At 62.5% G+C, this 24,093-nt stretch carries 27 protein-coding genes, 1 pseudogene and 1 riboswitch; of the genes and pseudogenes, 13 read left to right on the forward strand and 15 right to left on the reverse strand.

Annotation, left to right across the window (positions count from 1 at the left end; genetic code table 11):
• Positions 1–37: 37 nt before the first annotated feature.
• The gene (locus MF410_RS25250) at positions 38–568 is read left to right on the forward strand and encodes a winged helix DNA-binding protein (protein WP_222148567.1); all 531 of its coding nucleotides are present in this window, start codon (positions 38–40) and stop codon (positions 566–568) included.
• A gap of 55 nt (positions 569–623) precedes the next feature.
• On the opposite strand, the gene MF410_RS25255 is transcribed toward MF410_RS25250, so the two are convergent.
• Positions 624–839, reverse strand: coding sequence for a hypothetical protein (locus MF410_RS25255; protein ID WP_097628968.1), 216 nt, complete (start codon positions 837–839; stop codon positions 624–626).
• Between the two features lie 124 nt (positions 840–963).
• Between MF410_RS25255 and MF410_RS25260 the strand changes: the two genes are divergently transcribed.
• Together MF410_RS25260 and MF410_RS25265 are read left to right on the forward strand one after the other, a co-directional pair.
• Entirely contained in the window at positions 964–1,587 is a 624-nt protein-coding gene (locus MF410_RS25260) for a TetR/AcrR family transcriptional regulator (RefSeq protein ID WP_097628969.1), read from the forward strand.
• Between the two features lie 70 nt (positions 1,588–1,657).
• Positions 1,658–1,855 carry a hypothetical protein gene (locus MF410_RS25265; RefSeq protein ID WP_097628970.1) on the forward strand — a complete coding sequence of 66 codons (198 nt, stop codon included), beginning with the start codon at positions 1,658–1,660 and terminating at the stop codon, positions 1,853–1,855.
• 101 nt (positions 1,856–1,956) lie between these two features.
• Here MF410_RS25265 and MF410_RS25270 read toward each other — a convergent pair whose 3' ends face one another.
• Together MF410_RS25270 and MF410_RS25275 are read right to left on the reverse strand one after the other, a co-directional pair.
• On the reverse strand, positions 1,957–2,388 hold the full coding sequence (locus MF410_RS25270) for a DUF1810 domain-containing protein (protein WP_097628971.1): 432 nt from the start codon (positions 2,386–2,388) through the stop codon (positions 1,957–1,959).
• 89 nt (positions 2,389–2,477) lie between these two features.
• Positions 2,478–2,756, reverse strand: a complete 279-nt coding sequence (locus tag MF410_RS25275; RefSeq protein WP_179867176.1) for a hypothetical protein — start codon at positions 2,754–2,756, stop codon at positions 2,478–2,480.
• A gap of 274 nt (positions 2,757–3,030) precedes the next feature.
• Here MF410_RS25275 and MF410_RS25280 point away from each other — a divergent pair, with 274 nt between their 5' ends.
• Together MF410_RS25280 and MF410_RS25285 are read left to right on the forward strand one after the other, a co-directional pair.
• Complete coding sequence (locus tag MF410_RS25280) at positions 3,031–4,401, forward strand: amidase (RefSeq protein WP_239620603.1); 1,371 nt, start codon at positions 3,031–3,033, stop codon at positions 4,399–4,401.
• Positions 4,402–4,466: 65 nt separating this feature from the next.
• Positions 4,467–5,327 (forward strand): TIM barrel protein, encoded by an 861-nt coding sequence (locus MF410_RS25285; protein ID WP_097628973.1) that lies wholly within the window; start codon positions 4,467–4,469, stop codon positions 5,325–5,327.
• 18 nt (positions 5,328–5,345) lie between these two features.
• Here MF410_RS25285 and betC read toward each other — a convergent pair whose 3' ends face one another.
• Positions 5,346–6,860, reverse strand: coding sequence for a choline-sulfatase (gene betC, locus MF410_RS25290; protein ID WP_239620604.1), 1,515 nt, complete (start codon positions 6,858–6,860; stop codon positions 5,346–5,348).
• Positions 6,861–6,954: 94 nt separating this feature from the next.
• Between betC and MF410_RS25295 the strand changes: the two genes are divergently transcribed.
• The 3 genes from MF410_RS25295 to MF410_RS25305 all read left to right on the forward strand — a co-directional run bounded on the left by MF410_RS25295 (position 6,955) and on the right by MF410_RS25305 (position 9,005).
• Positions 6,955–7,860, forward strand: coding sequence for a LysR family transcriptional regulator (locus MF410_RS25295; RefSeq protein ID WP_183778098.1), 906 nt, complete (start codon positions 6,955–6,957; stop codon positions 7,858–7,860).
• Between the two features lie 88 nt (positions 7,861–7,948).
• Positions 7,949–8,149 carry a hypothetical protein gene (locus MF410_RS25300; RefSeq protein ID WP_222148563.1) on the forward strand — a complete coding sequence of 67 codons (201 nt, stop codon included), beginning with the start codon at positions 7,949–7,951 and terminating at the stop codon, positions 8,147–8,149.
• 61 nt (positions 8,150–8,210) lie between these two features.
• Positions 8,211–9,005: an aldolase/citrate lyase family protein gene (locus MF410_RS25305; protein WP_222148562.1), complete on the forward strand. Its 795-nt coding sequence runs from the start codon at positions 8,211–8,213 to the stop codon at positions 9,003–9,005.
• 14 nt (positions 9,006–9,019) lie between these two features.
• Here MF410_RS25305 and MF410_RS25310 read toward each other — a convergent pair whose 3' ends face one another.
• Complete coding sequence (locus MF410_RS25310) at positions 9,020–9,700, reverse strand: hypothetical protein (RefSeq protein WP_222148561.1); 681 nt, start codon at positions 9,698–9,700, stop codon at positions 9,020–9,022.
• A 243-nt stretch (positions 9,701–9,943) separates the two neighbouring features.
• On the opposite strand from MF410_RS25310, the gene MF410_RS25315 reads away from it, so the two are divergent.
• Complete coding sequence (locus tag MF410_RS25315) at positions 9,944–10,381, forward strand: VOC family protein (RefSeq protein WP_012555158.1); 438 nt, start codon at positions 9,944–9,946, stop codon at positions 10,379–10,381.
• Between the two features lie 6 nt (positions 10,382–10,387).
• On the opposite strand, the gene MF410_RS25320 is transcribed toward MF410_RS25315, so the two are convergent.
• The 10 genes and pseudogenes from MF410_RS25320 to thiM form a co-directional block, all read right to left on the reverse strand.
• Positions 10,388–11,287: an ATP-binding cassette domain-containing protein gene (locus tag MF410_RS25320; RefSeq protein ID WP_239620607.1), complete on the reverse strand. Its 900-nt coding sequence runs from the start codon at positions 11,285–11,287 to the stop codon at positions 10,388–10,390.
• On the reverse strand, positions 11,284–12,087 hold the full coding sequence (locus MF410_RS25325) for an ABC transporter ATP-binding protein (RefSeq protein ID WP_222148559.1): 804 nt from the start codon (positions 12,085–12,087) through the stop codon (positions 11,284–11,286). The genes MF410_RS25320 and MF410_RS25325 overlap by 4 nt, the downstream gene beginning before the upstream one ends.
• Positions 12,084–12,962 (reverse strand): ABC transporter permease, encoded by an 879-nt coding sequence (locus MF410_RS25330; RefSeq protein ID WP_239620608.1) that lies wholly within the window; start codon positions 12,960–12,962, stop codon positions 12,084–12,086. The genes MF410_RS25325 and MF410_RS25330 overlap by 4 nt, the downstream gene beginning before the upstream one ends.
• 1 nt (position 12,963) lies before the next feature.
• Positions 12,964–13,941 carry an ABC transporter permease gene (locus tag MF410_RS25335; protein ID WP_222148557.1) on the reverse strand — a complete coding sequence of 326 codons (978 nt, stop codon included), beginning with the start codon at positions 13,939–13,941 and terminating at the stop codon, positions 12,964–12,966.
• 107 nt (positions 13,942–14,048) lie between these two features.
• Entirely contained in the window at positions 14,049–15,692 is a 1,644-nt protein-coding gene (locus MF410_RS25340; RefSeq protein WP_183778112.1) for an ABC transporter substrate-binding protein, read from the reverse strand.
• A 42-nt stretch (positions 15,693–15,734) separates the two neighbouring features.
• Entirely contained in the window at positions 15,735–16,757 is a 1,023-nt protein-coding gene (locus MF410_RS25345; protein ID WP_222148556.1) for a glycoside hydrolase family 3 N-terminal domain-containing protein, read from the reverse strand.
• Positions 16,758–16,781: 24 nt separating this feature from the next.
• Positions 16,782–17,260, reverse strand: a pseudogene (locus MF410_RS25350) (GNAT family N-acetyltransferase).
• Between the two features lie 216 nt (positions 17,261–17,476).
• A complete protein-coding gene (gene thiD, locus MF410_RS25355; RefSeq protein WP_097628987.1) occupies positions 17,477–18,310 on the reverse strand; it encodes a bifunctional hydroxymethylpyrimidine kinase/phosphomethylpyrimidine kinase in 834 nt (277 codons plus the stop codon).
• Complete coding sequence (gene thiE, locus MF410_RS25360) at positions 18,307–18,942, reverse strand: thiamine phosphate synthase (protein ID WP_222148555.1); 636 nt, start codon at positions 18,940–18,942, stop codon at positions 18,307–18,309. The genes thiD and thiE overlap by 4 nt, the downstream gene beginning before the upstream one ends.
• Positions 18,939–19,742: a hydroxyethylthiazole kinase gene (gene thiM, locus MF410_RS25365; RefSeq protein WP_222148554.1), complete on the reverse strand. Its 804-nt coding sequence runs from the start codon at positions 19,740–19,742 to the stop codon at positions 18,939–18,941. Before thiM ends, thiE begins: the two co-directional genes overlap by 4 nt.
• Before the next feature lie 50 nt (positions 19,743–19,792).
• A riboswitch (TPP riboswitch) is annotated at positions 19,793–19,889 on the reverse strand.
• A 704-nt stretch (positions 19,890–20,593) separates the two neighbouring features.
• Here thiM and MF410_RS25370 point away from each other — a divergent pair.
• The 4 genes from MF410_RS25370 to MF410_RS25385 are packed head-to-tail and all read left to right on the forward strand — an operon-like array spanning position 20,594 to position 24,023.
• Positions 20,594–21,208: an invasion associated locus B family protein gene (locus tag MF410_RS25370; protein ID WP_097628990.1), complete on the forward strand. Its 615-nt coding sequence runs from the start codon at positions 20,594–20,596 to the stop codon at positions 21,206–21,208.
• Between the two features lie 13 nt (positions 21,209–21,221).
• Positions 21,222–22,943, forward strand: a complete 1,722-nt coding sequence (locus tag MF410_RS25375; protein ID WP_239620610.1) for a ShlB/FhaC/HecB family hemolysin secretion/activation protein — start codon at positions 21,222–21,224, stop codon at positions 22,941–22,943.
• 13 nt (positions 22,944–22,956) lie between these two features.
• Positions 22,957–23,424, forward strand: coding sequence for a hypothetical protein (locus MF410_RS25380; protein ID WP_097628992.1), 468 nt, complete (start codon positions 22,957–22,959; stop codon positions 23,422–23,424).
• A 44-nt stretch (positions 23,425–23,468) separates the two neighbouring features.
• The gene (locus MF410_RS25385) at positions 23,469–24,023 is read left to right on the forward strand and encodes a hypothetical protein (protein WP_097628993.1); all 555 of its coding nucleotides are present in this window, start codon (positions 23,469–23,471) and stop codon (positions 24,021–24,023) included.
• The last annotated feature ends 70 nt before the right edge of the window (positions 24,024–24,093 follow it).

A 24,093-nucleotide genomic window follows, 5' to 3' on the forward strand; every position in this document is an offset into this window, starting at 1 on the left:
AATGTCAACGTTTCCTCTCGGATCATGGAGGGTGGACATGACAGATGGGCGTGGAAGACAAGCGGAAATCGGGCCGATCGTCTCCTCCGCACATCTGGCCGATGGCGCGCTTCCGGCTCTTTCGGAGCTGGAGTTCGGCCTTATCCTCGCCGGCAATGCCTTCGACCGCTGGATGGTACGCTGCATGACGGCGGCTGGCGAGCCTGGATGCGCCCCGATCGACGTTCTGGTGCTGCATTCGGTGGCGCACCGGCAGCGGCCGAAACGGCTCGGCGATCTGTGCAGCGTGCTCGGCGTCGAGGATACTCATCTGGTGATTTATGCGATCAAGAAGCTGGAAAAGCGCGGCCTCGTGAAAAGCACGCGTGCAGGCAAGGAGAAGCTGATCGCCGCCACCGAAAAGGGCTTGGAAATCTGCCTGAAATATCGGGCGGTGCGCGAAGCGCTGCTGGTGGAATCGGTCAAGGGGTTGGGGCTCGATGCCGCAGCGGCATCGGCGGTGGCGGCGACGCTCAGGGCGCTTTCCGGCCACTATGATCAAGCAGCAAGGGCCGCCGCCTCTATCTGACGACAGCCCTTGACGGGGGCAGGGAGAGATCCCCCGAAATTTTCAGGCAGCGTGTTCAGCCGAAGCAGGGCATCGCCGGCAGATTGGTGCGGCTTGCGATCGCTCCAATGATGTTGCCGACCGGCGTCGAGCGCGGTTCGCGTTTGCCGGCGGCCGTCTCAAGGAGTTGCTTGAAATCTTCAAGCTTCACGCCGTCGGCGCGCAACACCATGGCGATCAGGGGGTCGCGAAGGGCTTCGGATATCGTCAGGTCGTCTCTGGTCTTTCTCATGGTTGTCCTCCTTTCGTGGGCGGTCGCCCGTGTTCCACTTTGCGCTGCCGTGTTCTCATTGACTTTCGCGTTTGGTGGTGTTACCGGTAAGTAACAATGCATTTGTTACCGATCGGTCACATCGATGTCAAGGACTACGTCCGCAAAAAAATCAGAAACTTCGAATGAAATCTCCGCAGCCGTTCCAGAAGATCGCATCCCGCCGCGGGAACGTATCGTCTCGACCGCCTCGGAGCTTTTCCGCGAGCGCGGCATCCGCGGCATCGGCGTCGATGCCATCGCCGACGCGGCTCTGACCAACAAGATGACGCTCTACCGGCATTTCGGCTCGAAGGACGAGCTTGTCTGCGAGACGCTGCGCCGCGCGTCGGAAAAGGCGGGTGCGATCTGGCGCGAGCTGGAGGCGGCCTATCCCGGCAATCCGCGCGCCCAGCTCTACGCTTGGGTGGAGATGCGGGCGCAATGTCTGAACGGCGAGCCCGCCGGCTGCGATCTCGCCAATGCCGCCATCGAACTGAAGGGCGAGGGCCATCCCGCCCACGAGATGATCGAGCGCCACAAGGCAGAACAGCGTGATCGTCTGGCCGCGCTCTGTTCGGCGGCCAATGCGCGCGAGCCGGAGCTTCTTGCCGATACGCTGACGCTGCTGCTCGAAGGTGCTCGCGTCAGCCGCCAGGCGATGGGTGCTGCCAGCTGCTGCGGTCATTTCGCCAAGGCCTGCAATGCGGCGATCGCCTCTTTCGCCTGAACCGGTTTTTCGGGAACCTTACCGCTTCCATACCGTTTTTCCCTCACCGGAGGACAATGGAGACCGGGAGATGAACTACGTCTATCTCAAGCGCCTGTATGCCAAACGCGCCGAACTCGAAGCCAAGCTGGAGCTTCACGATGCGCGCTATTGTTTCGGCGAGGAAGAGGTCGATGACGGCACCGACAGCGACCTGCGTCAGCGGCTGAGCGAAATTTCCGACGAAATTGACGAGCTGGAATCAGGCCGGGCCGCCAGAACAGGATGATTTCAAGCCCGGCCTGCCTGAATCCTGTTCTAAATTAGAGAGTGCGGAAAGCTGTGAGCAGTCTCGGGCGACATTAGGCCGACCGGACCCAAATCCCTATTCTAAGTCCGGAGGATATCCATCGTCCGGTCGTCGAATTTCCCTTGATAGAAACGCTCGATCACGCGGTGAAAGGGCGAGCCATGGTCGCTGATTGCGGCAAACAAGGTCATTGACGAGCGCAGCTTCAGGTCATCGGGCGAACCGAGGATCTCATGCGCCGATCGGCCCTCCACCGACAGGATCGCCTCGACGCAGCGCAGCAGCCGGCTGGAGAGAATGGGATCGGCGAGATAGGCGGTGGCTTCCTCAGCCGAGCGGATCGCGTATTTTTCCGCCATTGGCGAGGTGCCGAGACCTGATATCTGCGGGAAGATGAACCACATCCAGTGGGAAGTCTTGCGCCCGGCTTTCAGCTCCGAGAGCGCTTTTTCGTAGACGCCGTTCTGAGCGTGGACGAAACGGTCGAGATTGTAATCGATATCACCGGCCATGGTCCTTTCCCTTTTCCTGCATTATGCAGCCTGGGCCGAGGTCTCCATGCCCGGCGAGGTGATTTTACCCGCGCGAGCCGAGCTCGCCTTCAGCAGACCCTTTCAGCGTACGGGCTGCTCTCACGGCAATGGCCGTAAGGCTGATGGTGCGGCGCGCTGTCGCCGGCGGGGGCAGCGATGGCCGATGTCGTCACCGGGTCCGTCTCATCGGAAGAATATGCGGCGAAACCGACAAAGCTCAAGAGAGCCAGCGCGGCGACGACGACAATGCGCTCGAAGCCCGAAAGTTTCTGGGCGCTGACATGTTCCACATAGTCGCGCTCCCCCAAGCCGGTGGTTTCGTCCTCTTTCACATGGAGGGTCACCATATCCTGGCGACGGGTCAAAGTTTCACAATCTGTCATCTAAATTACTCCTGCAACACATGCGGCGCCGGCCTCTCAAGAATAAACTCTCAACCCTCATGGCGGACCGACTTCCGCATGCGTGCAGCATGTGTGTCTTTAATCGCGGCAATTGAAGGGGCAATCTGCAAACTCAGTGTTCAAAAAATCGTCCTAATAAATGCAAAATATCGTGATGCTCTGGCTCGCCGGAATGATCCGGGGTAGTCCAGAGGATCATCTTTCTGTGGATCGTCCCATGAGCAAATCCTTCGGCGCGATGTCGATCGCCCAGCTTTCCGTCCTCATTCAAGGTGGCGCGGCCGATCCGGTCGATGTGGCCGAGGCTTTCTTCGGCACCATCGCTGATTATGCCGACAAGGCGGTCTTCACCACGTTGACCGAAAGCCGCGCGATGGAGGAAGCGCGCGCCTCTTCCAAACGTCTGCGGGAAGGCCGATCGCTCGGATTACTGGACGGCGTTCCAATCGCCTGGAAGGATCTTTTCGATATCGAAGGCCTGGCGACGACGGCGGGATCCGTCGTGCTGGCCGCCGATGCGCCGGCCAGGCGCGATGCGGCCGTCGTCGGCTTCCTCAGGCAGGCGGGCATGGTCTCTATCGGCCGCACCAATATGAGTGAATTCGCCTTTTCCGGCCTCGGCATCAATCCGCACTACGGCACGCCGGTCAATCCGCGTGGCACCGATCTCCCGCGCATTCCGGGCGGCTCGTCCTCGGGTGCCGGTGTCGCCGTCGCAGCCGGCCTGGTGCCGGTCGCGATGGGCACGGACACCGGCGGCTCGGTGCGCATACCCGCCGCCTTCAACGGCATTGTCGGCTACAAGGCGACCCGCGGCCGTCATGCGATGGAAGGCGTCTATCCGCTGGCCAAGAGCCTGGATTCGCTGGGGCCGCTCTGCCGCAGCGTCAGGGATGCGGTGTGGATCGATGCGGCGATGCGCGGCCGGATCGCGCCAGATGTCGTCGAGCGTCCGTTGCAAGGCCTGGAACTGCTCGTGCCTGAAAATATCGTCTTCGACGGAGCCGAACCGGGCGTCATCGCCGCCTTCGAGGCCGGTTTGGAGCGGCTTCAAAGGGCCGGCGCCCATGTTGCCCGTGCCGTCATTCCCGCCTTCGACGCGATTTTCGATCTGATGACGAGATATGGCCCGCTGGTCACCGCCGAAGCTTTCGCACTTCACCATGAGCGCTTGGCCGGACCGGACGCGGACAGGATGGACCACCGCGTCGTCATGCGCACCCGCCTGGGAAGCAGGACGACCCTGGCCGATTACCTGGCGATCCTCGATGCGCGCAAACGGATGATCGCGGATGTCGAGCGCCTTGTCGGCGACCGCCTGCTCGCTTTTCCGACGGTCGCCCATGTCGCGCCGCCAATCGGTCCGCTGGAGCAGGACGACGAGCTGTTCTTCGCGACCAACAACAAGACGCTGCGCAACACCGCGCTCGGCAATTTCCTCGACTGGTGCGCCGTCTCCATCCCCTGCGGCACGGGTGCCTCCTGCATGCCGGTCGGCCTGCTGCTCTCGGCCACCGCCCGTCGCGACGAAGCGCTGCTGGGAGTTGCCCTAGCCGCCGAGCCGGTCATCCGCGGCGATTTCGCCTGATTGGCAATTGAACCGCCGGGCTTTTATTGCGATTGATGGCAGGAGGAAATCTGGGAGGAAGGCACGTGCAGATCTTGCAAAACGGACGCTTCGCTGTTTCGACGTGGTCGCTGCATCGGCTGCTCGGTGCCGTTTATGGCTACAGCCCCGATCCTGACAAAAGTTCTGCGCCGAAAAAACCTTATGGCCCTGGTGCCGCGGCACTGATCGATATGCCGGCGGCGCTTGCGGCGCGCGGCGTCAATCGTCTGGAGATATGTTCCTTCCATCTGCCGAGCCTTGAGGCCGGCTATCTAAGTGAATTGCGCGACGCAATGACGGCCTCGGACGTGTTGTTCCAGACACTGCTCGTCGAGGACGGCGATCCAAGCCATCCCGAGACGGCTGAACGCGACGTCAGATGGATGGCGCAGTGGATCGATATCGCCGTTTCCCTTGGAGCGCAGAGAATGCGCGTCATCGCCGGCAAGCAGAAGCCGACCGAGGAAAACCTGAGCCGTGCCGCCCGTCACCTCAGCTGGTTGGCCCAAAAAGCCGAAGGTAGCGGTGTGCGCGTCGTCGTCGAGAACTGGTTCGACCTGCTGCCGTCGCCCGTGGAGATGAACTGGCTGCTGGATCGGCTGGACGCCAAGGTCGGCCTCAACGGCGACCTCGGCAATTGGGCAGCGCCCGCGAAATACGAGGGTCTCGCCGACATCATGCGCCGGGCGGAAATCTGCCATGCCAAGGCCGATTACACCGTTGCCGGCCTCGATGCAGAGGATTACCGCAAGTGCCTGGAGATGTGCGAGCGGGCCGGTTACGCCGGCCCCTTCACGCTGATCTACGACTCGCCCTTCTTCCCCGACGAATGGGACGGCATCCTGCTGCAAAAGCAGTTCATCGAGGATTTCCTGCGCGAGTCGCCGGCGCGCAGGACGGCCTGATCCCAAAGGATTTCGCGCTCATTCCTGGCGCGGAAACCTCTGGTTTTCCTCGAGCACGTTCAGGTCCATGTGGTTGCGCATATAGCGCTCCGAGGCCTTCTGCAGCGGCTGGTAGTCCCAGGGATAATAAGCGCCGTTGCGCAGCGCCGCGTAGACCACCCAGCGGCGCGCCTGGCTTTCGCGCACGGCTGCATCGAAATCGGCAAGGTTCCAGCGCCGCCTAGCCTGGTCGGCAAGCCTCGCCAGGGTGTCTACATGCGCCGGCTTTCCCGCCAGATTGTCCAGCTCCTGAGGATCGGCTTCTAGGTCGAACAGCATCGGCGGGTCCTTGTCGCAGAGCGAAAGCTTGTAGCGACCGTCCCTGAGGCAAACGAGTGGCGCTTCGGAACCTTCAGCGGCATATTCCATCGGCACGGGACTGCGGCTGCCGGTGCCCTCGGCGAGGCCCGCGAGATCCTCGCCCTCGGTCCATGGTTTCAACGCAGTGATGTCGATCCCGGCAAGACCGGCGAGCGTCGGCGTCACGTCGAGGGTGGAGACCGGCTGCTCGATGCGTTTCGGCTTCCAGCCGGGTGCAGCAATCATCAGCGGGACGCGCGCCGATCCTTCGAAGAAGTTCATCTTGAACCAGAGGCCGCGGTCGCCGAGCATGTCGCCGTGATCAGAAACGAAGAGGATGATCGTGTTGTCGGCCATGCGGGTCCGTTCCAGCACGCCGAGAATGTCGCCGATCTTCTCGTCGACATAGGAGATATTGGCGAAGTAGCCCCGCCTTGCGCGCCGGATTTCTTCCGGGCTGATGTCGAAAGCCTCGTGGTCGCAAGCTTTCATCAGCCGCTGCGAATGCGGGTCCTGTTGCTCGAAGGCGATCGGCGCCACCGCCGGGTCAAGCGCCGGGCAGTCTTTATAGAGATCCCAGAATTTGCGGCGTGCGACATAGGGGTCGTGCGGATGGGTGAAGCTGACGGTCAAGCACCAGGGGCGTCCGTCGTGGGCGCGTGAGAGATCGAACAGCTTGCGGGTGGCGTGGTAGGCAACCTCATCGTCATATTCCAACTGGTTGGTGATCTCGGCAACGCCGGCGCCGGTCACCGAACCCAAATTGTGATACCACCAGTCTATGCGCTCGCCGGGCTTGCTATAGTCGGGCGTCCAGCCGAAATCGGCAGGGTAGATATCGGTCGTCAGGCGCTCCTCGAAGCCATGAAGCTGGTCTGGGCCGACGAAATGCATTTTGCCCGATAGCGCCGTCTGATATCCGGCGGCGCGCAGATGATGCGCATAGGTCGGAATGTCGGAGGCAAATTCCGCGGCATTGTCATAGACGCGCGTCCGGCTCGGCAATTGCCCGGACATGAAGGACGCCCGCGCCGGCGCACAGAGCGGACTTGCCGTATAGGTGTTGGCGAAGCGCACGGAACGTTCAGCCAATGCTTTCAGATGCGGCGCATGCAGGAAGTCGGCAGGCCCGTCGGGAAACAAGGTCCCGTTCAGCTGGTCCACCATCAGGATGAGAATATTCGGGCGCGCCATGTCGTTTTCCTATGCTATTTGCAGATTTTATTGAAACGCCTATTCTCACGCCTGTAAAGACGGCATTTTTGAATGCCTGCATAAAGGAATTTTTATGCCAGACCACCCGCTTGAGCTTGGATGGATGCGCATCTTCGTTGAGGTCGCGAGACTCGGGAGCTTTTCGTCGGCTGCAGCGCTGCTCGGGCTTACCCAGCCGGCCGTCAGCTACCAGATCCGCCGGCTGGAGGAGCAGTTCGGCGTCAGCCTGCTGCGCCGCCAGCATCGCGGCGTGACGCTGACTGCCGAAGGTGAACGGCTTCTCGACGTCACCGCCAAAGTGGTCGGTGACATCGATGCGCTCGCCCGCAGTTTCCGCGCCGAAGCCCAACGACCAGTTGTTCGGCTCAGAACCGACTATGCCTTTTCATCGCTTTGGCTGATCCCGCGCATGGACGGCTTTCGGCTTCTTCATCCGGAAACGGACATCCAGATCGTCGCGACGCAGCGATTTTCAGCCGGTTTTCGCGACGAAGCGGATGTCGCTGTCGTTTTCGGCACGCGGGCGGAATTCGGCGCCATCGGTACGCTTCTGCTGCGTGAAAAGGTTGTGCCGGTCTGCACGCAGGGATTTCTCGATCGCAACGGCCCGTGCGAGGATGCGAGGCAGCTTGCCAAGGCGGTACTGATCCATCTCGACACGCCGATGCCATCACCCTGGTTCGACTGGCGCAGTTATCTGACCGAATTCTCCGTCCTGCGCGACGGCCATGCCGGCCGCGGCGATATCAGCTTCAATACCTATTCGCTGGTCATTCAGGCTGCGTTGAGCGGGCAGGGCGTGGCGATCGGCTGGATGGGGCTCGTCGATACGCTGCTCCAAGCAGGCATGCTGGTCGAAGCCGGCCCGCCGCTCGAGGCGCAGGACCGCGGTTACTGGCTGGTGCCGCCGCGATCTCCAAGCCCGCATAGCGAAAGCCTCGGCGCCTGGCTGATGGGCGAAGTCGGAGGGAACGGCTGACGTGGATTATTCTCCGCAGCAGAACCCTTGCCATCGGCGGCGGCGGCCGACATTGTGGGAACGAATCCATAGCGAAAGTGACGCAAGCATGCGAACGATCGGATATATCATCGGACTGCTGATGGTCCTCCTCGGGCTGATCTGGATCGGACAGGGAAGCGGCTATTTTCCTTATCCGGCGTCGAGCTTCATGATCGCTCAAACGATCTGGGTGTTGTGGGGTGCCATTCTCGCCGCAGCCGGCATTGCTGTCATGCTCATCGTCTCGCGACTGCGCCGGAGAGTCTGAACCGCCGCCGCTGCCTGGCAGCAATGGCCGCCGGCGGTCTGAAGAATTGTGGGAGAATGGCATGGATGCAGCTGACATAGACGGCTTTGCGAACCGGATCAGGGGCAGCCGGGGCGGGATGATCTCCGCCTGGGTCGGCATTCCCGACCCCATGCTCGTCAACCATCTGGCGCAGGAGGCCTTCGATGCCGTCGTGCTGGATATGCAGCACGGCATGTGGGACATGCCGTCGGCGGCCAATGGCATCGCGCAGGTGCGCCTGGCCGGCAAACCGGCCCTGGCGCGCATCCCAGTCGGCGATTTCGCTTCCGCCTCGCGGCTGCTCGACGCTGGTGCCACCGGCATCATCGCGCCGATGATCAATTCGGCAGACGATGCGAGAGCCCTGGTCCGGACGACGAAATATCCGCCCGTCGGCGAGCGCAGCTGGGGGCCGTCATTGGCGCTGAATCATACCGGCCTGTCGGGCGACGATTATTTGAAGAACGCCAATGCGCTCACCGTTGCCATCGCCATGATCGAGACCCGCGCCGCGCTCGATGCGATCGACGGCATTCTCGATGTGACCGGCATCGACGGCATTTTCATCGGCCCTTCCGATCTTTCGATTGCGCTGTCGAACGGTGATCAGGTGGCGCCGAACGCTGCCGAAATCGACAGCGCCATGCAGCATGCCGTCGCGCGCTGCCGCGCCCACGGCAAATTCGCCTGCGCGTTCGCCGCCGACGGCGAGCGGGCCGGCGAACTATTGAAATTCGGCTTCGACCTGGTCATCGCCGGCGCCGAGACCACGCAGTTGCGCGCAGGCGCCCGCCGCGCCATCAATGCCGCCCGCAGGATCGCGTCGGCCAGTTGATTACGGTGCTTTAGTCAGCGGGCCGGCTTCACCGCCAGCCAGATCACATGGCGGGCGCCGCCGCGTTTGCCGTTGGCGCGGGTGTTGACCGCATCGACGGAAAAACCGCTGTCCCTCAGGCGGCGGGTAAAATCGGGGTCGGGGCCGGACGACCAGACGGCGAGCACGCCGCCGAGGCGAAGCGCGTCGCGGGCGGCGCGCAGGCCGGCGAAATCATAGAGCCGATCGTTGGATTTGCGGGTCAACCCATCCGGGCCATTGTCGACATCGAGCAGGATGGCGTCATAGGCCTCCTTGCCGGCACGGATCGCCTCGCCGACATCGCCTTGATGGATGGCGACGCGCGGATCGTCGAGACAGCCCTTGAAGACCTCGGCCATCGGCCCGCGCGCCCAGGCGACGACGGCCGGCACCAGTTCGGCGACGGTGACGCCGGCATTTTCGGGAAGGATGGCGAGGGCGGCGCGCAGGGTAAAGCCCATGCCGAGGCCGCCGATCAGGACCTTCGGTTTCGGATGCCCCTTGATCCGCTCCCAGGAAAGGGTCGCCAGCGCTTCTTCCGAGCCGCTGAGGCGGCTGTTCATCAGCTCGTTGGCGCCGAGCATGATCGAGAACTCGCTGCCGCGCTGCTTCAGCCTGAGTTCGCCGCCTTCGCCGGGAATGGTCGCGGAATCGAGCTGGATCCAGGGCAGCATGACGGTTTCGCCTCATTTGAAAGAACCGTCCCCTGGCGTAGGGTGATGAGCGGGGCCAGTCAGCAGGCCTCGGGACCGTTTGAAGGCGGGGCGGTGGCTAGAGGCGGTCCATGATTCAAGCTTCCGATGCCAAGAGCAGCGAATTATGCTCGGATGGTTGTCGGCGCTGGGAATCCTCACACGTCCTTTGTTGCACGAGGCGACGCCTCGGAGATTGCAACGACACTTTTGGAGATTGGAAACATGGCGCTCAAGCGGATGGACAATGTAGGCATCGTCGTCGAAGACCTCGCAGTGGCGATTGATTTCTTTGGCGAACTCGGCCTCGAGCTCGAAGGACGGGCCATGATCGAAGGAGAATGGGCGGGGCGGATCACTGGACTGGGCGATCAGCGTGTCGAGATCGCCATGATGCGCACACCTGATGGCCACAGCCGGCTCGAGCTCTCCCGCTTCCTGATGCCTGATGTCGTCGCAGATCACCGCAACGCTCCGGTCAACGCGCTTGGCTATCTCCGCGTCATGTTCACCGTTGAGGACATCGACGACACGCTTGAAAGGCTTCGCGCGCGTGGCGCGCAGCTCGTCGGCGAAGTCGTCCAGTATGGAGACACATATCGGCTCTGCTACATAAGAGGCCCCGAAGGGCTTCTCCTCGGACTCGCCCAGGAACTCAGCTGAGGCGCCTCAGATCATCCGTATGAAATGCTGCGGCTCCGCTTCGACGATCTCGTCCTGCGGCGCAGCGGAACGGCGGCGGATGTCCTCCACCTCCTCGGGCCTGAGGCGTGCCTTCGGGTCCTCGAAGCGGACGTCCGGATCGGGCACGGCGGAGAGCAGCAGCCTTGTATAGGGATGCAGCGGATTGTCGATCACTCTTGCGGTGCTGCCCCATTCGACGATCTGGCCGGCATACATTACGGCGATATCTTCTGCGACATAGCGGGCGGTGGCGATGTCATGGGTGATATAGAGCAGGCCGAGATTCATCTCCTGCTTCATCTCGTTCAGCAGATTCGATACGCCGAGGCGGACCGAGACGTCGAGCATGGAGGTCGGCTCGTCCGCGACGATCACCTCCGGCTGGACCGCAAGCGCGCGGGCGATGTTAACGCGCTGGCGCTGGCCGCCGGAGAGTTCATGCGGATATTTTGGCGCGACGAGATCGGGATCGAGCCTGACGCGCGTCAGCAGTTCGCGGACCGCGACGTCGATCTCGCTTCCTTTGATCTCCGGGCGATGCAGCTTCAGCGGCCGCCGGAGATGAAAGGCGATGGTATGGGCGGGGTTGAGCGAGGCGAAGGGGTCCTGGAAGATCATCTGCACCGAGCGGCGGTAGCGGCCGATTTCGGCGGAGTTCGCCGCCTCGACCGGCCGGCCCTTATAGAGGATGCGGCCCGATGTCGGCAGATATTCGCGCATCGCCATGCGGGCGCAGGTCGTCTTGCCGCTGCCGGATTCGCCGACGAGTGCCAGCGCCCGGCCGGCGTGCAGCGAAAAGGAAATGGCGCGCGCCGCATGCACGGCCGCCGAACCATGGCCGAACCTCTTGGCGACGGTGTCGAGCGCGAGGATGGCGTCGCTCATAGCAGCACTCCTCCGTGAAGCGAGGGGAAGGAGGCCCAGAGCCTTTTCGTATAGTCGTGCTGCGGCGTCCGGTAGATCGCCACGGCCGCGTTCTGCTCCACCAGCCTGCCTGACAGCATGATGCCGATGCGGTCGCAGAATTGCACCATCAGCCCGAGATCATGAGTGATGAACAACACCGAGAAACCGAAGCGGCGGCGCAGCTCGTTGATGCGCTGCAGGATTTCGCGCTGGACGACCACGTCGAGCGCCGTCGTCGGCTCGTCCATGACGACCAGCTTCGGATCGAGCGCCATGCAGATGGCGATGACGATGCGCTGGCGCATGCCGCCGGAAAACTGGTGCGGGTAGTCGCGCATGCGATCCGGCGCGATATCGACGAGCCTCAGCATTTCGGCGGTGCGCTCGCGGGCCGCAGCACGGCTCATGCCCTTGTGGGTGCGCAGCATGTCGTAGAATTGCGTCTCGATGCGCAGCACCGGGTTCAGCGAGTTCATGGCGCTCTGGAAGACCATGGCGACCTCGCGCCAGCGGAAGGCGGCAAGCGCCTGCTGGTCGAGATCGAGCACATCGCGGCCGTCGAGCAGGATGCGGCTTTCCTTGCGGATCAGCGCCGGCGGCTTGTGCAGGCGGCTGATGGCGAAGGCGATGGTGCTCTTGCCGCAGCCGGATTCGCCGGCGAGCCCGAAAACCTCGCCGGGTGCGACGTCGAAATTGACGTCGTCGACGGCGCGGAAATCTTTCTGCTCGCCGATATAATCGATGGTGAGATTTCTCACCGACAGCAGCGGCTGCGTCACAGGCGGCCCTCCCCGGAACGGACCAGCAGCGACCAGCGCTTCGGGTGATTGCCGGTGCGCAGCCGCGGATTGGCAATCTCGTCGACGGCGAAATTCAGCAGCGACATGCCGATGCCGAGGAAGGCGAGCGCGAAGCAGGGGGTGAGGATATCCCACCAGGCGCCGACCGAAAGGGCAGAGGCCTTCTGCGCATTGTAGAGCATGGTGCCCCAGGAGATCGCTCTGGGGTCGCCGAGGCCGAGAAACTCGAGCGTCGCCTCGGTGATGATCGCGAAGATGACGCTGCCGATGAAATTGATGCCGACGATCGATATCACGTTGGGAAAGATCTCGAATGTCATGATCCGCCATTGCGGCTCGCCCATCATCTCGGCGGATTTGACGAAATCCTTGTGTTTGACGGAGAGCGTTTCGGCGCGGGTGACGCGGGCGCCCCAGGCCCAGGACGTGGCCCCCAGGATCAGCGCAATGACCACGGGGCTTGCCTGGCCGATGAAGGCGGCGAGTACGAGCAGCAGCGGCAGATTGGGAACGACCAGAACCATATTGGTGAAAAAGCTGATGATCTCGTCGGTCTTGCCGCCGCGATAGCCGGAGATGATGCCGAGCGCGGTGCCGACGAGGGTGATCAGCAGCCCGGCGCCGAAGCCGACGGCGAGCGATGTGCGGGCGCCGTAGATCAGCCGGGCAAAGACATCCTGGCCGATGCGGGTGGTGCCGAGAATATGGTCGAGCGACGGCGGCCGGTGCGGCCGCCCGGTGCGGGCGGCGGGATCGTATTGCGTCAGCAGCGGTGCTGCGATCGCGACGATGACGATGACGGCGATGATGACGAGGCCGGTGAGCGCCTTGCGGTTTCGCAGCAGGCTCTTCATCTCACGCTCCCTTCAGCCGCGGGTCGAGCAGGATATAACTGACGTCGACGATGAAATTGGCGATCAGCATGGTCGCCGTCATGATGAGGAGCTGGCCCTGGATGACGGGGTAATCGCGGGCGAGGATCGCCTGGTAGAGAATATTGCCAAGGCCGGGATAGTTATAGACGACCTCGGTCACCAGCGAGCCACCGAGAATGGTGCCGATGGCGATGGCAAGGCTGGAGATGGTCGGCAGCAGGGCGTTGCGCGCCGCATACCAGAGCATCACATGCCGGTCGGAAAGGCCCTTGGCGCGGGCCATGACGATATAGTCCTCGCCGAGCAGGTTGATCATGTTGTTGCGCATGGTCACGGTGAAGCCGCCGATCAGCACGGTGCAGAGCGTGACCATCGGCAGGACGCCGTGATAGGCGACGCTGCCGAGATATTGCAGGCTGAAGGCCGGATCGAGCGATGGATCGGCGGCATAGCCGTTCGGGAACCAGCCGAGTGTGAAGCCGAAGATGAAGAGCACGATCAGCGAGGTGACGACGGCCGGCACCGATGTCGCGAAAATCGCGCCGACGGAGACGACAACATCGAACCTGCTGCCGCGGCGCCAGGCGGCGGCGATGCCGAGGAGGGTGCCGAGCGCAAAGCTGATGATCGTCGCTGTGCCCATCAGGCTGACGGTCCAGATAAGGGCATGACCGAGCACCGAGGTGACCGGTAGCGGGAAATATTTGATCGAGCGGCCGAGATCGCCGGTGAAGATGCTGCCGAGATAGGTGAGATATTGCTGCCAGAGCGGCCCGTCGACGAAGCCAAAGGTGAGCTTCAGCGCCTGCAGGCTTTCCGGCGGCAATTCGGTGCCGGCGCTCGAGAACATGATCTGCACGGGATCGCCCGGCATCAGGCGCGGCAGGAAGAAATTGATCGTCGCTGCGGCGATGAAGGCTGCCATGTAGAAGACGAGGCGGCGAAGCAGAAAAGCCATGAGAACTCCGTCGTGACGGGAGCGGCGCTTCTGGATGAGCGTGATGTCATCCGAAAACCGCTTACACTTTTCGGCATCATGCTCTGACGCCGCTCCCGGGAGGTGTCTTACTTGACCGGCTCGAGCGCGAGCAGGTTCAGGAGGCGTGCCGGATTGGTCCGTGAGATCGACGGATTGACGAAGGGATTTTCCTTGGTCGACCAGCCGGTGAAACGCTTGGTGTTGTACTGATACCAGTTCGGATTGTTGAACACCGGAATCATCGGCATGTTCTCGGCGACGATACGCTGCGCCTTGTTCATCGCGTCCTTCTGCTTGGCAAGATCCGCGGTCTGGGTGAACTCGGTGACGAGCTTTTCGACCTCGGGATTGAACCAGCGCTGCGCGGTGAAGCGGGTCTTGCCCTTGTCCGAAGCGCTGAAGGCGCGCTTATAGGGATAATAGGGCGAGGCCGAGGCCGGCAGGCTGTTGATCGCCGCATCGAAGGTGCCGTTGATAAGGTTGCCGGTCCAGACGGCTTCTTCAGGCGTTTCGATCCTGGCGTCGATGCCGACCGCCTGCATGCCTTCGACGGCGAGATTGACGGTGTCGATCCAGTCGGTCCAGGCGCTGGGCACGATGATCGAGAAAGAGATCTTGCTGCCGTCGGGATTGTCGCGGAAACCATCGCCGTCCTTGTCCTTATAGCCCGCTTCGTCGAGCAGGGCCTTGGCGGCGTCAGCATCATAGGTGGCGAATTTGCCGAAATCAGCCTTGACGGAGGGGTCCGCCCAGCTCTTGTAAAGTTCGCCCATCAGGCCGGGATCTTCGTTCAGCGTCGGATAGCCGTAGCCGGCGACGTCGATCATCGTCTTGCGGTCGAGCGCCATCGAGACGGCCCGGCGGAATTTCAGGTCGTTGAAGGCCTTCTTGTTGTTCTCGTTTGCCGTTTCCAGGTTGAACAGGAAGGCGACCATGCTGCTCGGCGAATACCAATAGTGGAAATGGGCCGGATCCTTGGAAACATAGACATTGTCGATATCGGGAATGAAGGAGACGCCCCAGTCGAGCGTGCCGTCGGCCGTTGCCGTCAGCATCTGGTTGTTGTCGGCAAGCTGCGGAAAGCGCAGGCAATCGACCTTCAGATGGGCGTTGTCCCAATAGTTCGGGTTGCGGCACTGGTCGTAGGTCTGGCCGGTGAAGCGCGGAACCTCGGTCAGTGGGCCGCTGCCGACCGGGTTCTCGTTGGCGAAAGTGACCGGGTCGGCAACATCCTTCCAGACATGTTCCGGAACGATCGGCAGCTGTGAAATCTGCTCGGCGGCAAGCGAGCTCGGATTGGCGAGCGTGAAGCGCACCGTCTGATCGTCGACGGCTTTGACATCGGTGATGAAGCTCCAGATGCTGACGAAGTCGAGCGCCGGGAATTTCTTCAGATAATCATAGGTGAACTTGACGTCGGCTGCGGTCAGCGGTTTCCCATCAGACCATTTCAGGTTCGGGCGCAGCTTGAAATCGATGCTTTTCAGATCGTCGGAGAGCTTGAAGCTTTCGGCCAGGCGATAGACCGGCTTGTTGCTGTCGAAGCGGTTGAAGATAACCAGCGGCTCATAGATGAAATCGAGCGTCGACTGGCGCGACGAGGTCTGGTTGAACGGGTTGAAGTTGCGCACCCAGGTCGTCGCCGGTTCGATATTCGCCGTCAGGACCGTTTGCGCCATGGCGGAGCCCGAAAGCAGCGTCAGGGCGGCGGCAAGAAGATATTTTTTCATGTCTTATTCCCCTTTTTTATGCGGTGAGAGATGGCGCGCCGGTCAGGAAACCAGCGCGCTTGCAAACATGTCTTCGACTTCAGCATGGGCTGCGCGGACATCGATCTTGAGATTGCCGAGGCGGGCCTTGCCGGCGGCAATCCGCTTGAGAGCTGCGTCCGTCAGCGGCCGGGCCGCCCTGGCGGCGGCTTCGCTTTCCCTGACGTCGCCATGGCTGTGGAGGGCGATGTCGAAGCCGGCGTCGAGCACCTGTTTGACGCGTTCCGGCAGGGTGCCGGAGAGCGATTCCATGAAGATGCAGTCGGAAATCAGCACGCCGTCATACCCCATGTCGTTGCGGATGAGGTCGTGCATGACCGGCGAGATGGAGGCCGGCAATTCCTTGTCGTAGGCCGAGTAGACGACGTGGGCAACCATGGCCCAGGGCGTATCCTTCAGCGCCACGAAGGGCTTGAAATCCGTCGCAGCGAGCGTCTCGCGGCTGGCATCGACCACCGGGCGTTCCTTGTGGGAATCAAGCGTTGCGCGGCCATGGCCGGGAATGTGCTTCATCACCGGCATGTTGCCGGTCTCGAGCAGGCCGTCGATCACCTCGCGGCCGAGGGCGGCGATGACATCAGGATCGGGGCCGAAAGAGCGGGCGCCGATGACAGCGCTCGTCGTCTCGAAGACGAGGTCGAGCACGGGCGAGCATCCGCTGGAAAGGCCAAGTTCCGTCATCATCGCCCCCATGGCCTGGGAGGAAAGGCGCAATGCTTTTTTGGCGAGCGCGAAATCGCGGCGCGCAAGTTCGGCGAACTGGCCGAAGCTGCGGAACAGCGGCCAGGGGCCGGCATCGAGATGCTGCACGCGGCCGCCTTCTTGGTCGGTGAAAACAGGCGCATCGTCGCGGCCGACGGCTTCGCGAAAGCGTTCGATCAGCCGCTTCGTCTGCTCCGGCTCGCGCTGATTTCGCCGGCCAACGAAGAGGCCCATCGGATTGGTCTCACGAAACAGGGCGAATTCATCATCCGAAAGGACTGGATTGGGAAGGCCGACGAAAAGGGCGAGCGGGGTCGAGGACAATTCTGTAACTCCGGGATCAGATGGTCAGGTCGGCGTGCGTCTCAGCATGCCTTCGTAAATGCCCTTGTCGGGGGCGGGGATGATGATGGCGCCTGCGGTCTTCGCGTAAAAATCGACGGGGCCGGCATCGCCGATGAAGGCATAGGCATGGCCAAGCGTCTTCATGGTCTGCAGGCAGGCGGAAAACAGGGCGAGGCCGATACCCTTGCCGCGGGCTTGCGGGTCGACGCCGGTCGGGCCGAAGAAGCCGCGCGCCGTCGTGTCGTAGCAGGCAAAGCCGAGCAGCTTGCCGCCGTCGACGGCGATCAGGCAGCCAACCGGCTGGCGGGAGAAGGCGACGGAGACTTCGCTCGCCCAGTTTTCGCTGAACTGCTGGCGAACCCAGTCGACGACGAGATGCAGTTCCGGGGGAGGGCCGGTCGGATGGAGACACCGACAAGATCGGCTTTCCGATTCAGATCGGCAAGCTTTGTGGAGTATAGACTCACAAGCAGGTCTGGCACCGGTCATTCCTCCTCGTATTCCGTTATTGCGGAATATATCCCCTTTTAATGTCATAGACTTGGCTATCTGGCTGAGCTTGTCAACTGCGTTTTTCAAATGGCGCGATGCTGCTCGCCATGATGCTCTCGATCAAAAGCAAGCTGGCTGCCGAACGCAAAAACGGCCCGGGGAGCCCGAGCCGTTTCGATTGAAAGGGGTGCGTCGATGATGGATGCTTATCCCGTCACTTTCCAAAGCGCATGAAAATGCTGCACCGGCCCGTGGCCGGAGCCGACGGTGAGGCTTCCGGCGGCGGCGACCGCGCCGGCGAGGTAATCCTTGGCGATGGCGACCGCCTCCGGCACCGAGGCGCCCTTGGCAAGCTCGGCCGCCAACGCGCTCGACAGCGTGCAGCCAGTGCCGTGGGTGTTCTTGGTCGGCACCCGCCGGGCTTCGAACCAGTGCAGGCCGTCGGCTGTGGCAAGCACGTCGGGGCTGTCGTCGCTGTCGAGATGGCCGCCCTTGACCAGCACGGCGGCCGGACCGAGCGCCCGCAGGCCTTCGGCCTGCGCCGCCATCTCGGCCCGGTTCGTCGCGACCGGCTGGTGCAGCAGGGCGGCGGCTTCAGGCAGGTTCGGGGTCAGCAGTGTGGCGAGCGGCAGCAACCGGCGGTTCAGCACGTCGACGGCTTCGGGCGCAAGCAGGGCGGCCCCGCCCTTGGCGATCATCACGGGATCGATGACGATGGGAATGCCGCGGCGGTCGGCCGGTGCTGCGGCCACAGCTGCGTCGAGTGCGGCGGCGACGGCCTCGGCGATGCCGGCATTGGCGATCATGCCGATCTTGACGGCATCGACGCGCACATCGGCAAAGACGGCATTGATCTGATCGGCGACGAATGGAGGCGGCACCAGATGCACGCCGCTGACGCCTTGCGTGTTCTGCGCCGTCAGCGCCGTCAGCACCGCCATGCCGTAGACGCCCCGGGCGGAAAAGGCCTTGAGGTCGGCCTGGATGCCGGCGCCGCCGGAGGGATCGGAGCCGGCGATGGAGAGGACGTTGCGGATCATGCGCGGGCCTTTCGAATTTCTGCGGCGATGCGGTGTGTGGCGGCTTCCGGATCCGGCGCGCCGCAAATGGCGGAGACGACGGCAAGCCCGCTTGCGCCTGCGGCAAAGACTTCGGCCACATGCTCCGCCTTGAGCCCGCCGATGGCAACCGAGGGCACCGGCGAGACCGCCACCAGTTTGGCAAGACCGTCAAAACCGATCGGCTGCTTGTGGTCGGCCTTGGTCGGCGTCGCAAACACCGGCCCGACGCCGGTATAGTCGACGAGATCGGGATCGACGGCAGCAGCAAGCGCCGCGGTTTCGACCGACAGGCCGAGGATCATGTCGGGACCGATCATCGCCCGCGCTGTCGCCGCATCCATATCCTCCTGGCCGATATGCAACCCGTCGGCGCCGATGGCGATCGCCGCCTCGACATCGTCGTTGACGACGAGGCGGGCGCCGGTGCCATCAAGCGCCTGTTTCAAGGCGCGTCCGGTCTCGATCATTCCGGCCGTGCCGGCATGTTTGTCGCGCAGCTGCACCATCGTCGCGCCGCCGGCAACGGCACGGCGCGCGGTCTCGACCATGCCGATCCCCGCGCAGAGGTCGGGATCGAGAACGAGATAGAGCGAAAGATCGAAGGTCTTCATACAGCCGATATCCTTGCCCTGGCATCGAGCGTTTCGGCGTCGAGGGCGTGCAGCGCATCGAGAAAGCGCCAGGCGAAGGAACCGGGACCGGCCGCGCCGAGTGCTGCCTCCTCGCCGGCGATGGCGAAGGTTGAAAGGGCTGCGACCGTCGCCCCGAACATATCCTCGGGCACGGTGGCGGCAAAGGCGCCGACGAGGCAGGTGAGCGAGCAGCCAAGCGCGGTGACCTGCGGCATCAAGGCCGATCCGCCTGTGATGCGCACCGCCCGCTCGCCGTCGGTGACGAAATCGACAGCGCCGGTGACAGCGACGACCGCCTGCTGGCGCTCGGCCAGCCATCGCGCCGAACCTTCGGCCTGCTCGACCGGATCGCGGCTGTCGACACCCTGGCCGCGGCTCTCGCCGCCGGCAAGCGCGATGATCTCGGAAGCATTGCCGCGGATGATCGTCGGCTTGAGCGCCAGCAGAGCAGCGACCGCGTCGCGGCGAAAGGCAGTGGCATAATGGGCGACCGGATCAAGCACCCAGGGTTTGCCGGCCGAGGTCGCCGCCTTCGCCGCCGCCTGCATGCCGTCGATCCATTGCGTCGACAGCGTGCCGATATTGACGGTCAGCGCGCTGGCGAGGCCGGCGAACTCACCGGCTTCCTCAGCCGCATGCACCATGGCCGGCGAGGCGCCGGCGGCCAGGAGAACATTGGCGGCGACGTTCATCGCGACATAATTGGTGATGCACTGAACGAGCGGCGGCTTTTCGCGCATCGCCTTCAGCATGGCTCCTGGTGTGCTCCTGGTCTGCATGTGGCCCCTTTCAGGCGGGGGCGGGCACGGGGTAAATCGTGCGGGCTAAGCCGCGACCCCGAGCGACTCCCTCCGCCGGCATTATCCGGTTCAGGTTCGAAGGGTGCTTCTCAGCCCGTCTGTCGACGAACGCCCCTGTCTCTCATCGCGCTCTTTTTCGCAGAGAACGGGGCGGATGTCATCTCGAAAATGACAGTGCTGCGACGGCGCGGCGCGTGAAGTCCGCTGCGGGCACGCTATCATCCTCGACGGCGAGGCCCGGGCTTTACGGGGGCCGAGAGCTTGCCGCCGATTCGGGTCTTGATCAGGTTTTCCCGAATACGGCCCGCGGATTCCGTCCCAGGCTGCATTGGCCGCCGCCTTTTCACCATTCGGTTGTCCTTTCCCTTCCGAGAAGAACAGTCGCAGCAACCCGCGGGTGTGACGAATTTCTGAAATACATCTCAGTATTCGTGGGCGGCATCGGGGATAAAGCCGGCGCCTTGGAACGTCTTTTCTTCAAAATGAGTACGGCTCATCTTTCGCAGATTTTTCTGGATGTCCGCCGATGCGGAATTATTCATCCTATCCGATTATACGCCTGATTTTCAATAAAAACGAGCAGGTGACCAGCTTCGCGTAAGTTGCGCATCGTCTCATGTCCCTCGCCAAGCGGTTTTATTCGAATTTCGGAATCTGTTGGCGATTTCGTTGCGAATGGGGTCTCGGGCAAACTGAGCGTAATCTCCCAGAACGCGAAATAAATACCTAACGCAAACTTTACCGTGCTGACACGTTAAGGTTGACCAAATTGCGGATTGTAGCGATATGACTTCCAACCCAAATAAAATCTTCCTGAAGTTGCATTTTAAATGAAGAAATTTTTGAAAAGCGGCATGAAGAGGGTCCTTTGGACGATCGCCCCCATTCTGATATCGATCGCCTGCGCGAGCCCATCCTTTTCGCAATCTCCTGATGGTCAAGAACCGGAACAGGCGCCGGCGCAACCTGCGCCGGCGATAAAATCGCAAAAATTCGACGACTGGTATTATCGCTGCACGGGTTCGGCAGGCACCGAGGCCTGCGAAGTCGCACAGGTGGCGCAAGTCACCAAGGACGGCAAACCCGTCAATATCCTGACGCTGGCGATATCCGCGCCGCCGGCGCCTGCCGCGCCTTCCGACAAAGGCAAGGGCAAGGCGCGGCTGATGCTGACCGCCCTTCTGCCGCTCAATGTTTTCCTGCCCTCGGGCCTGTCGATCAAGGCCGACGGCAAGCCCGTCGCCAAGCTCGATTACCGCAATTGCAACCAGACCGGATGCTGGGCGCAGCTGGCGCTGGATACCAAGATGACTGCGGCGCTGAAGAAGGGCGCGGCGGCCGAGGGGCTGGTGCGGCTGATGAACGGCCAGGACGTCAATATCCGCTTCTCGCTGAAGGGGCTGAAGCCGGCCCTCGACGAGCTTCAGTCCGTCGCCGCGAAGTAGCCGAATTTCACCGATGACCACAGAAATTCGATACTTTCTGATTGCCGGCGCCGCCCTCGCAGTGGTGATCGCCCCCGCTTACGCGCAAACGCCTGCCGATGATTTCAACCGCCGCCAGGAAGAGCAGTCGCAGACGCAGCGGCTGGATGCCCTGCGGCGCGCCACACCAGGCGGCGGCACGGATGCGGAAAACGGCGCTTTGCCCGCCGCACCGGGCAACGGCGCCTGTTTCGACATCACGCGGGTCGAGATCGATGGGGCGAGCCTGCTGTCGGCCCAGGAGATCGGTAAGGTGACGGCGCCTTACGGCAATCGCTGCGTCGGCCTCGCCGAGATCAATGCGGTCCTGAGGGATGTCACGCATCTCTATATCGATCATGGCTATGTGACCTCGCGCGCCTATGTGCCGCAGCAGGATATCCGCACGACCAGGATCCTCCGTCTGCTGGTCGTCGAAGGCACGCTCTCCGACATCTATCTCAATGGCCGGAAAGTGGCCGGCAATGCTTCGCTGGCGACCGCCTTTCCCGGCCTGATCGGCCGCGTCGTCAATATCCGCGATATCGAGCAGGGGCTCGACCAGATGAACCGGCTGCAGGCCAACGACGCCAAATCGGCGATGCTACCCGGCCCGAAGGACGGAACCTCGATCCTCAACATCGAAAACCGTCCGGGCCGGCCCTGGCACGTCTCCTTCGGCAACAACAATATGGGGCAGGAGAGCACCGGCTTTTCCCGCAGCTCGGCATCGCTCGGCTACGATGACCTGCTCGGCATCAATGACCAGTGGAATTTCTCCTACGAGCACAGCGGCCCGAGCTATCCGTGGGAGAATGACGGAAATGGCTACGGCAACAGCTATTCCGGCAGCGTCAGCGTGCCCTACGGCTACTCCACCCTGTCGCTGAACGGCTCCTGGTACCAATATGAAAGTGCGGTCGAGGGAAACTTCAGCACGCTCGAAACCTCCGGCAATTCGGGGCAGGCCGGTCTCGGCATCGATCGCGTTATCTCTCGCGACAAGGATTCGATCACAACCGTCCGCAGCGGCCTGACCTACAAGCAGACCAACAACTTCCTGCTCGGCAATCTGATCGAGGTCGGCAGCCGCCGCTATACGGTCGGTGATATCGGCATTTCCCATTCCCGCCGCATGTTCGGCGGCATCTGGATGTTCGACGCCAGCCTCGACAAGGGGCTCCGTCTCTTCGATGCGGTGGACCCCGGCGATCCCGGCGCCGGCAACGCCGATCCGCGATTTTCGAAATTCAACGCCACCGTCAGCGTGACACAGCCGTTCCAGGCGGCCGGCCGGCAGTTCGAATTCACCTCGCTGCTCAGCGGTCAATATTCCCCGGACAATCTGCTCGGTGCCGAACAGATCTCTCTCGGCGGCTACGGCAATGTCCGCGGCACGCGCGAAGGCGTGCTCTTCGGCAACAACGGCATGTTCAGCCACAACGAGATCGTCTGGAGAACGAAGTCCAACGAAAGCGGCGGCGCGGCCGCCAAGGCATTCGGCGAACTGCGCCCCTATCTCGGCTTCGACTACGGCCATGTCTATGCGCAGAAACGCTTCGACATATCAGGCGGCAACCTCGCCGGCTGGACGGCCGGCATCCGCACCGTCGGCGGCAATATCAGCGCCGACCTCGGCTATTCCGACATTGTTGCAAGCAGCCTCGACGATGTCGACGGCGGGCTCTTTTATTTCAGCGCATCCGCTCATTGGTAACGAAAGCAGGACAATGACCACCCGCAGTATTTCGACGAACAAGCCCGCCAAAACCCTTTCAAGATCGACGGCGCTGATCCTTGCTCTTTCCATGTCGCTTGCCGGCTGCGCCGGGCGGGAGGCCCGTCCGGTCGCTTCGACCAACCCGTCCGACAGCGCCTTCGATTGCGCCGGCATCGCGCGTGAATTCGAGGCCAACGAGCGGCAGATCTCCTCGACGGTGAAGGAGCGCACCGATGCGCAGGGGAAGAACATCGTGCTTGGAGCGACCGGTGTGCTGCTGTTTCTGCCCGCGCTGTTTTTCATGGACCCGAAATCGCCTGAGAAGGTCGAGATCGATGCCTTGCGCAACAGGAACAATGTCCTGGCCAGCATCGCCAAATCGAAAGGCTGCCCGGCGCCGAAGTCTCAGCTGACCGAACTCTACAAGCATCTCGACAGCAAACCAAAGCCGGCCTCGTCGTCCAACAGCCGGAACTGAGCCCGCAGACGAACTGAACTCGTGAATGAACCCTGGAGTTGCTTATGCGTATCGTGCGTTTTCTAACCCTTCTCCTTTTGGCGGCGACCCTGGCGTCCTGCGTCACCACCAGGACAGATCCTCGGCTGATTGCCGCCCTGCAGCGGACGTCCGTGCGCGAGATCCGGATCGAGCTGGCTCCCGACGTCAAGACATTCGGTTTTGGCGACAAGCCCGACCAGCAGGTCTCCGACGCGGTTCGCACCCTCCAAGCCACGATGTCGAAGGAACTGATCGGCGTGCCGGGTGGCCCTAACAGGGGCAGGCTGGTCGTGACGCTGCATGTGTTCGACGTCACCACAAAGCAGGCCCGCATAATCGGTGGTCACGACAGCATGATCGACGGAACCGTTCGGCTGGAGGATGCCAAGACCGGGCAACTGATCGCCCAAGCGCAAAACATCCATGGCGAAGACCTCTCCATGCGCGGAAGCGGTTACGGCGTGATCATCGCAGTCGCGGTCAATGCTGCGACCACGTCCGGCGCGCCTGATGTCATGGCACAGCGCCTCTCCAAGTCCTTCACCCGCAATGTGAAGACCTGGCTCACCCAGAAATAACGAGACGAGGCGAGGCGCTGCCGGGGAAGGCAGCGCCGGCCGTGATTGATGTCGAGACAAAAACCAGTTG

The organism is Rhizobium sp. C104, assembly GCF_022354505.1.
GTDB lineage: Bacteria > Pseudomonadota > Alphaproteobacteria > Rhizobiales > Rhizobiaceae > Rhizobium > Rhizobium redzepovicii.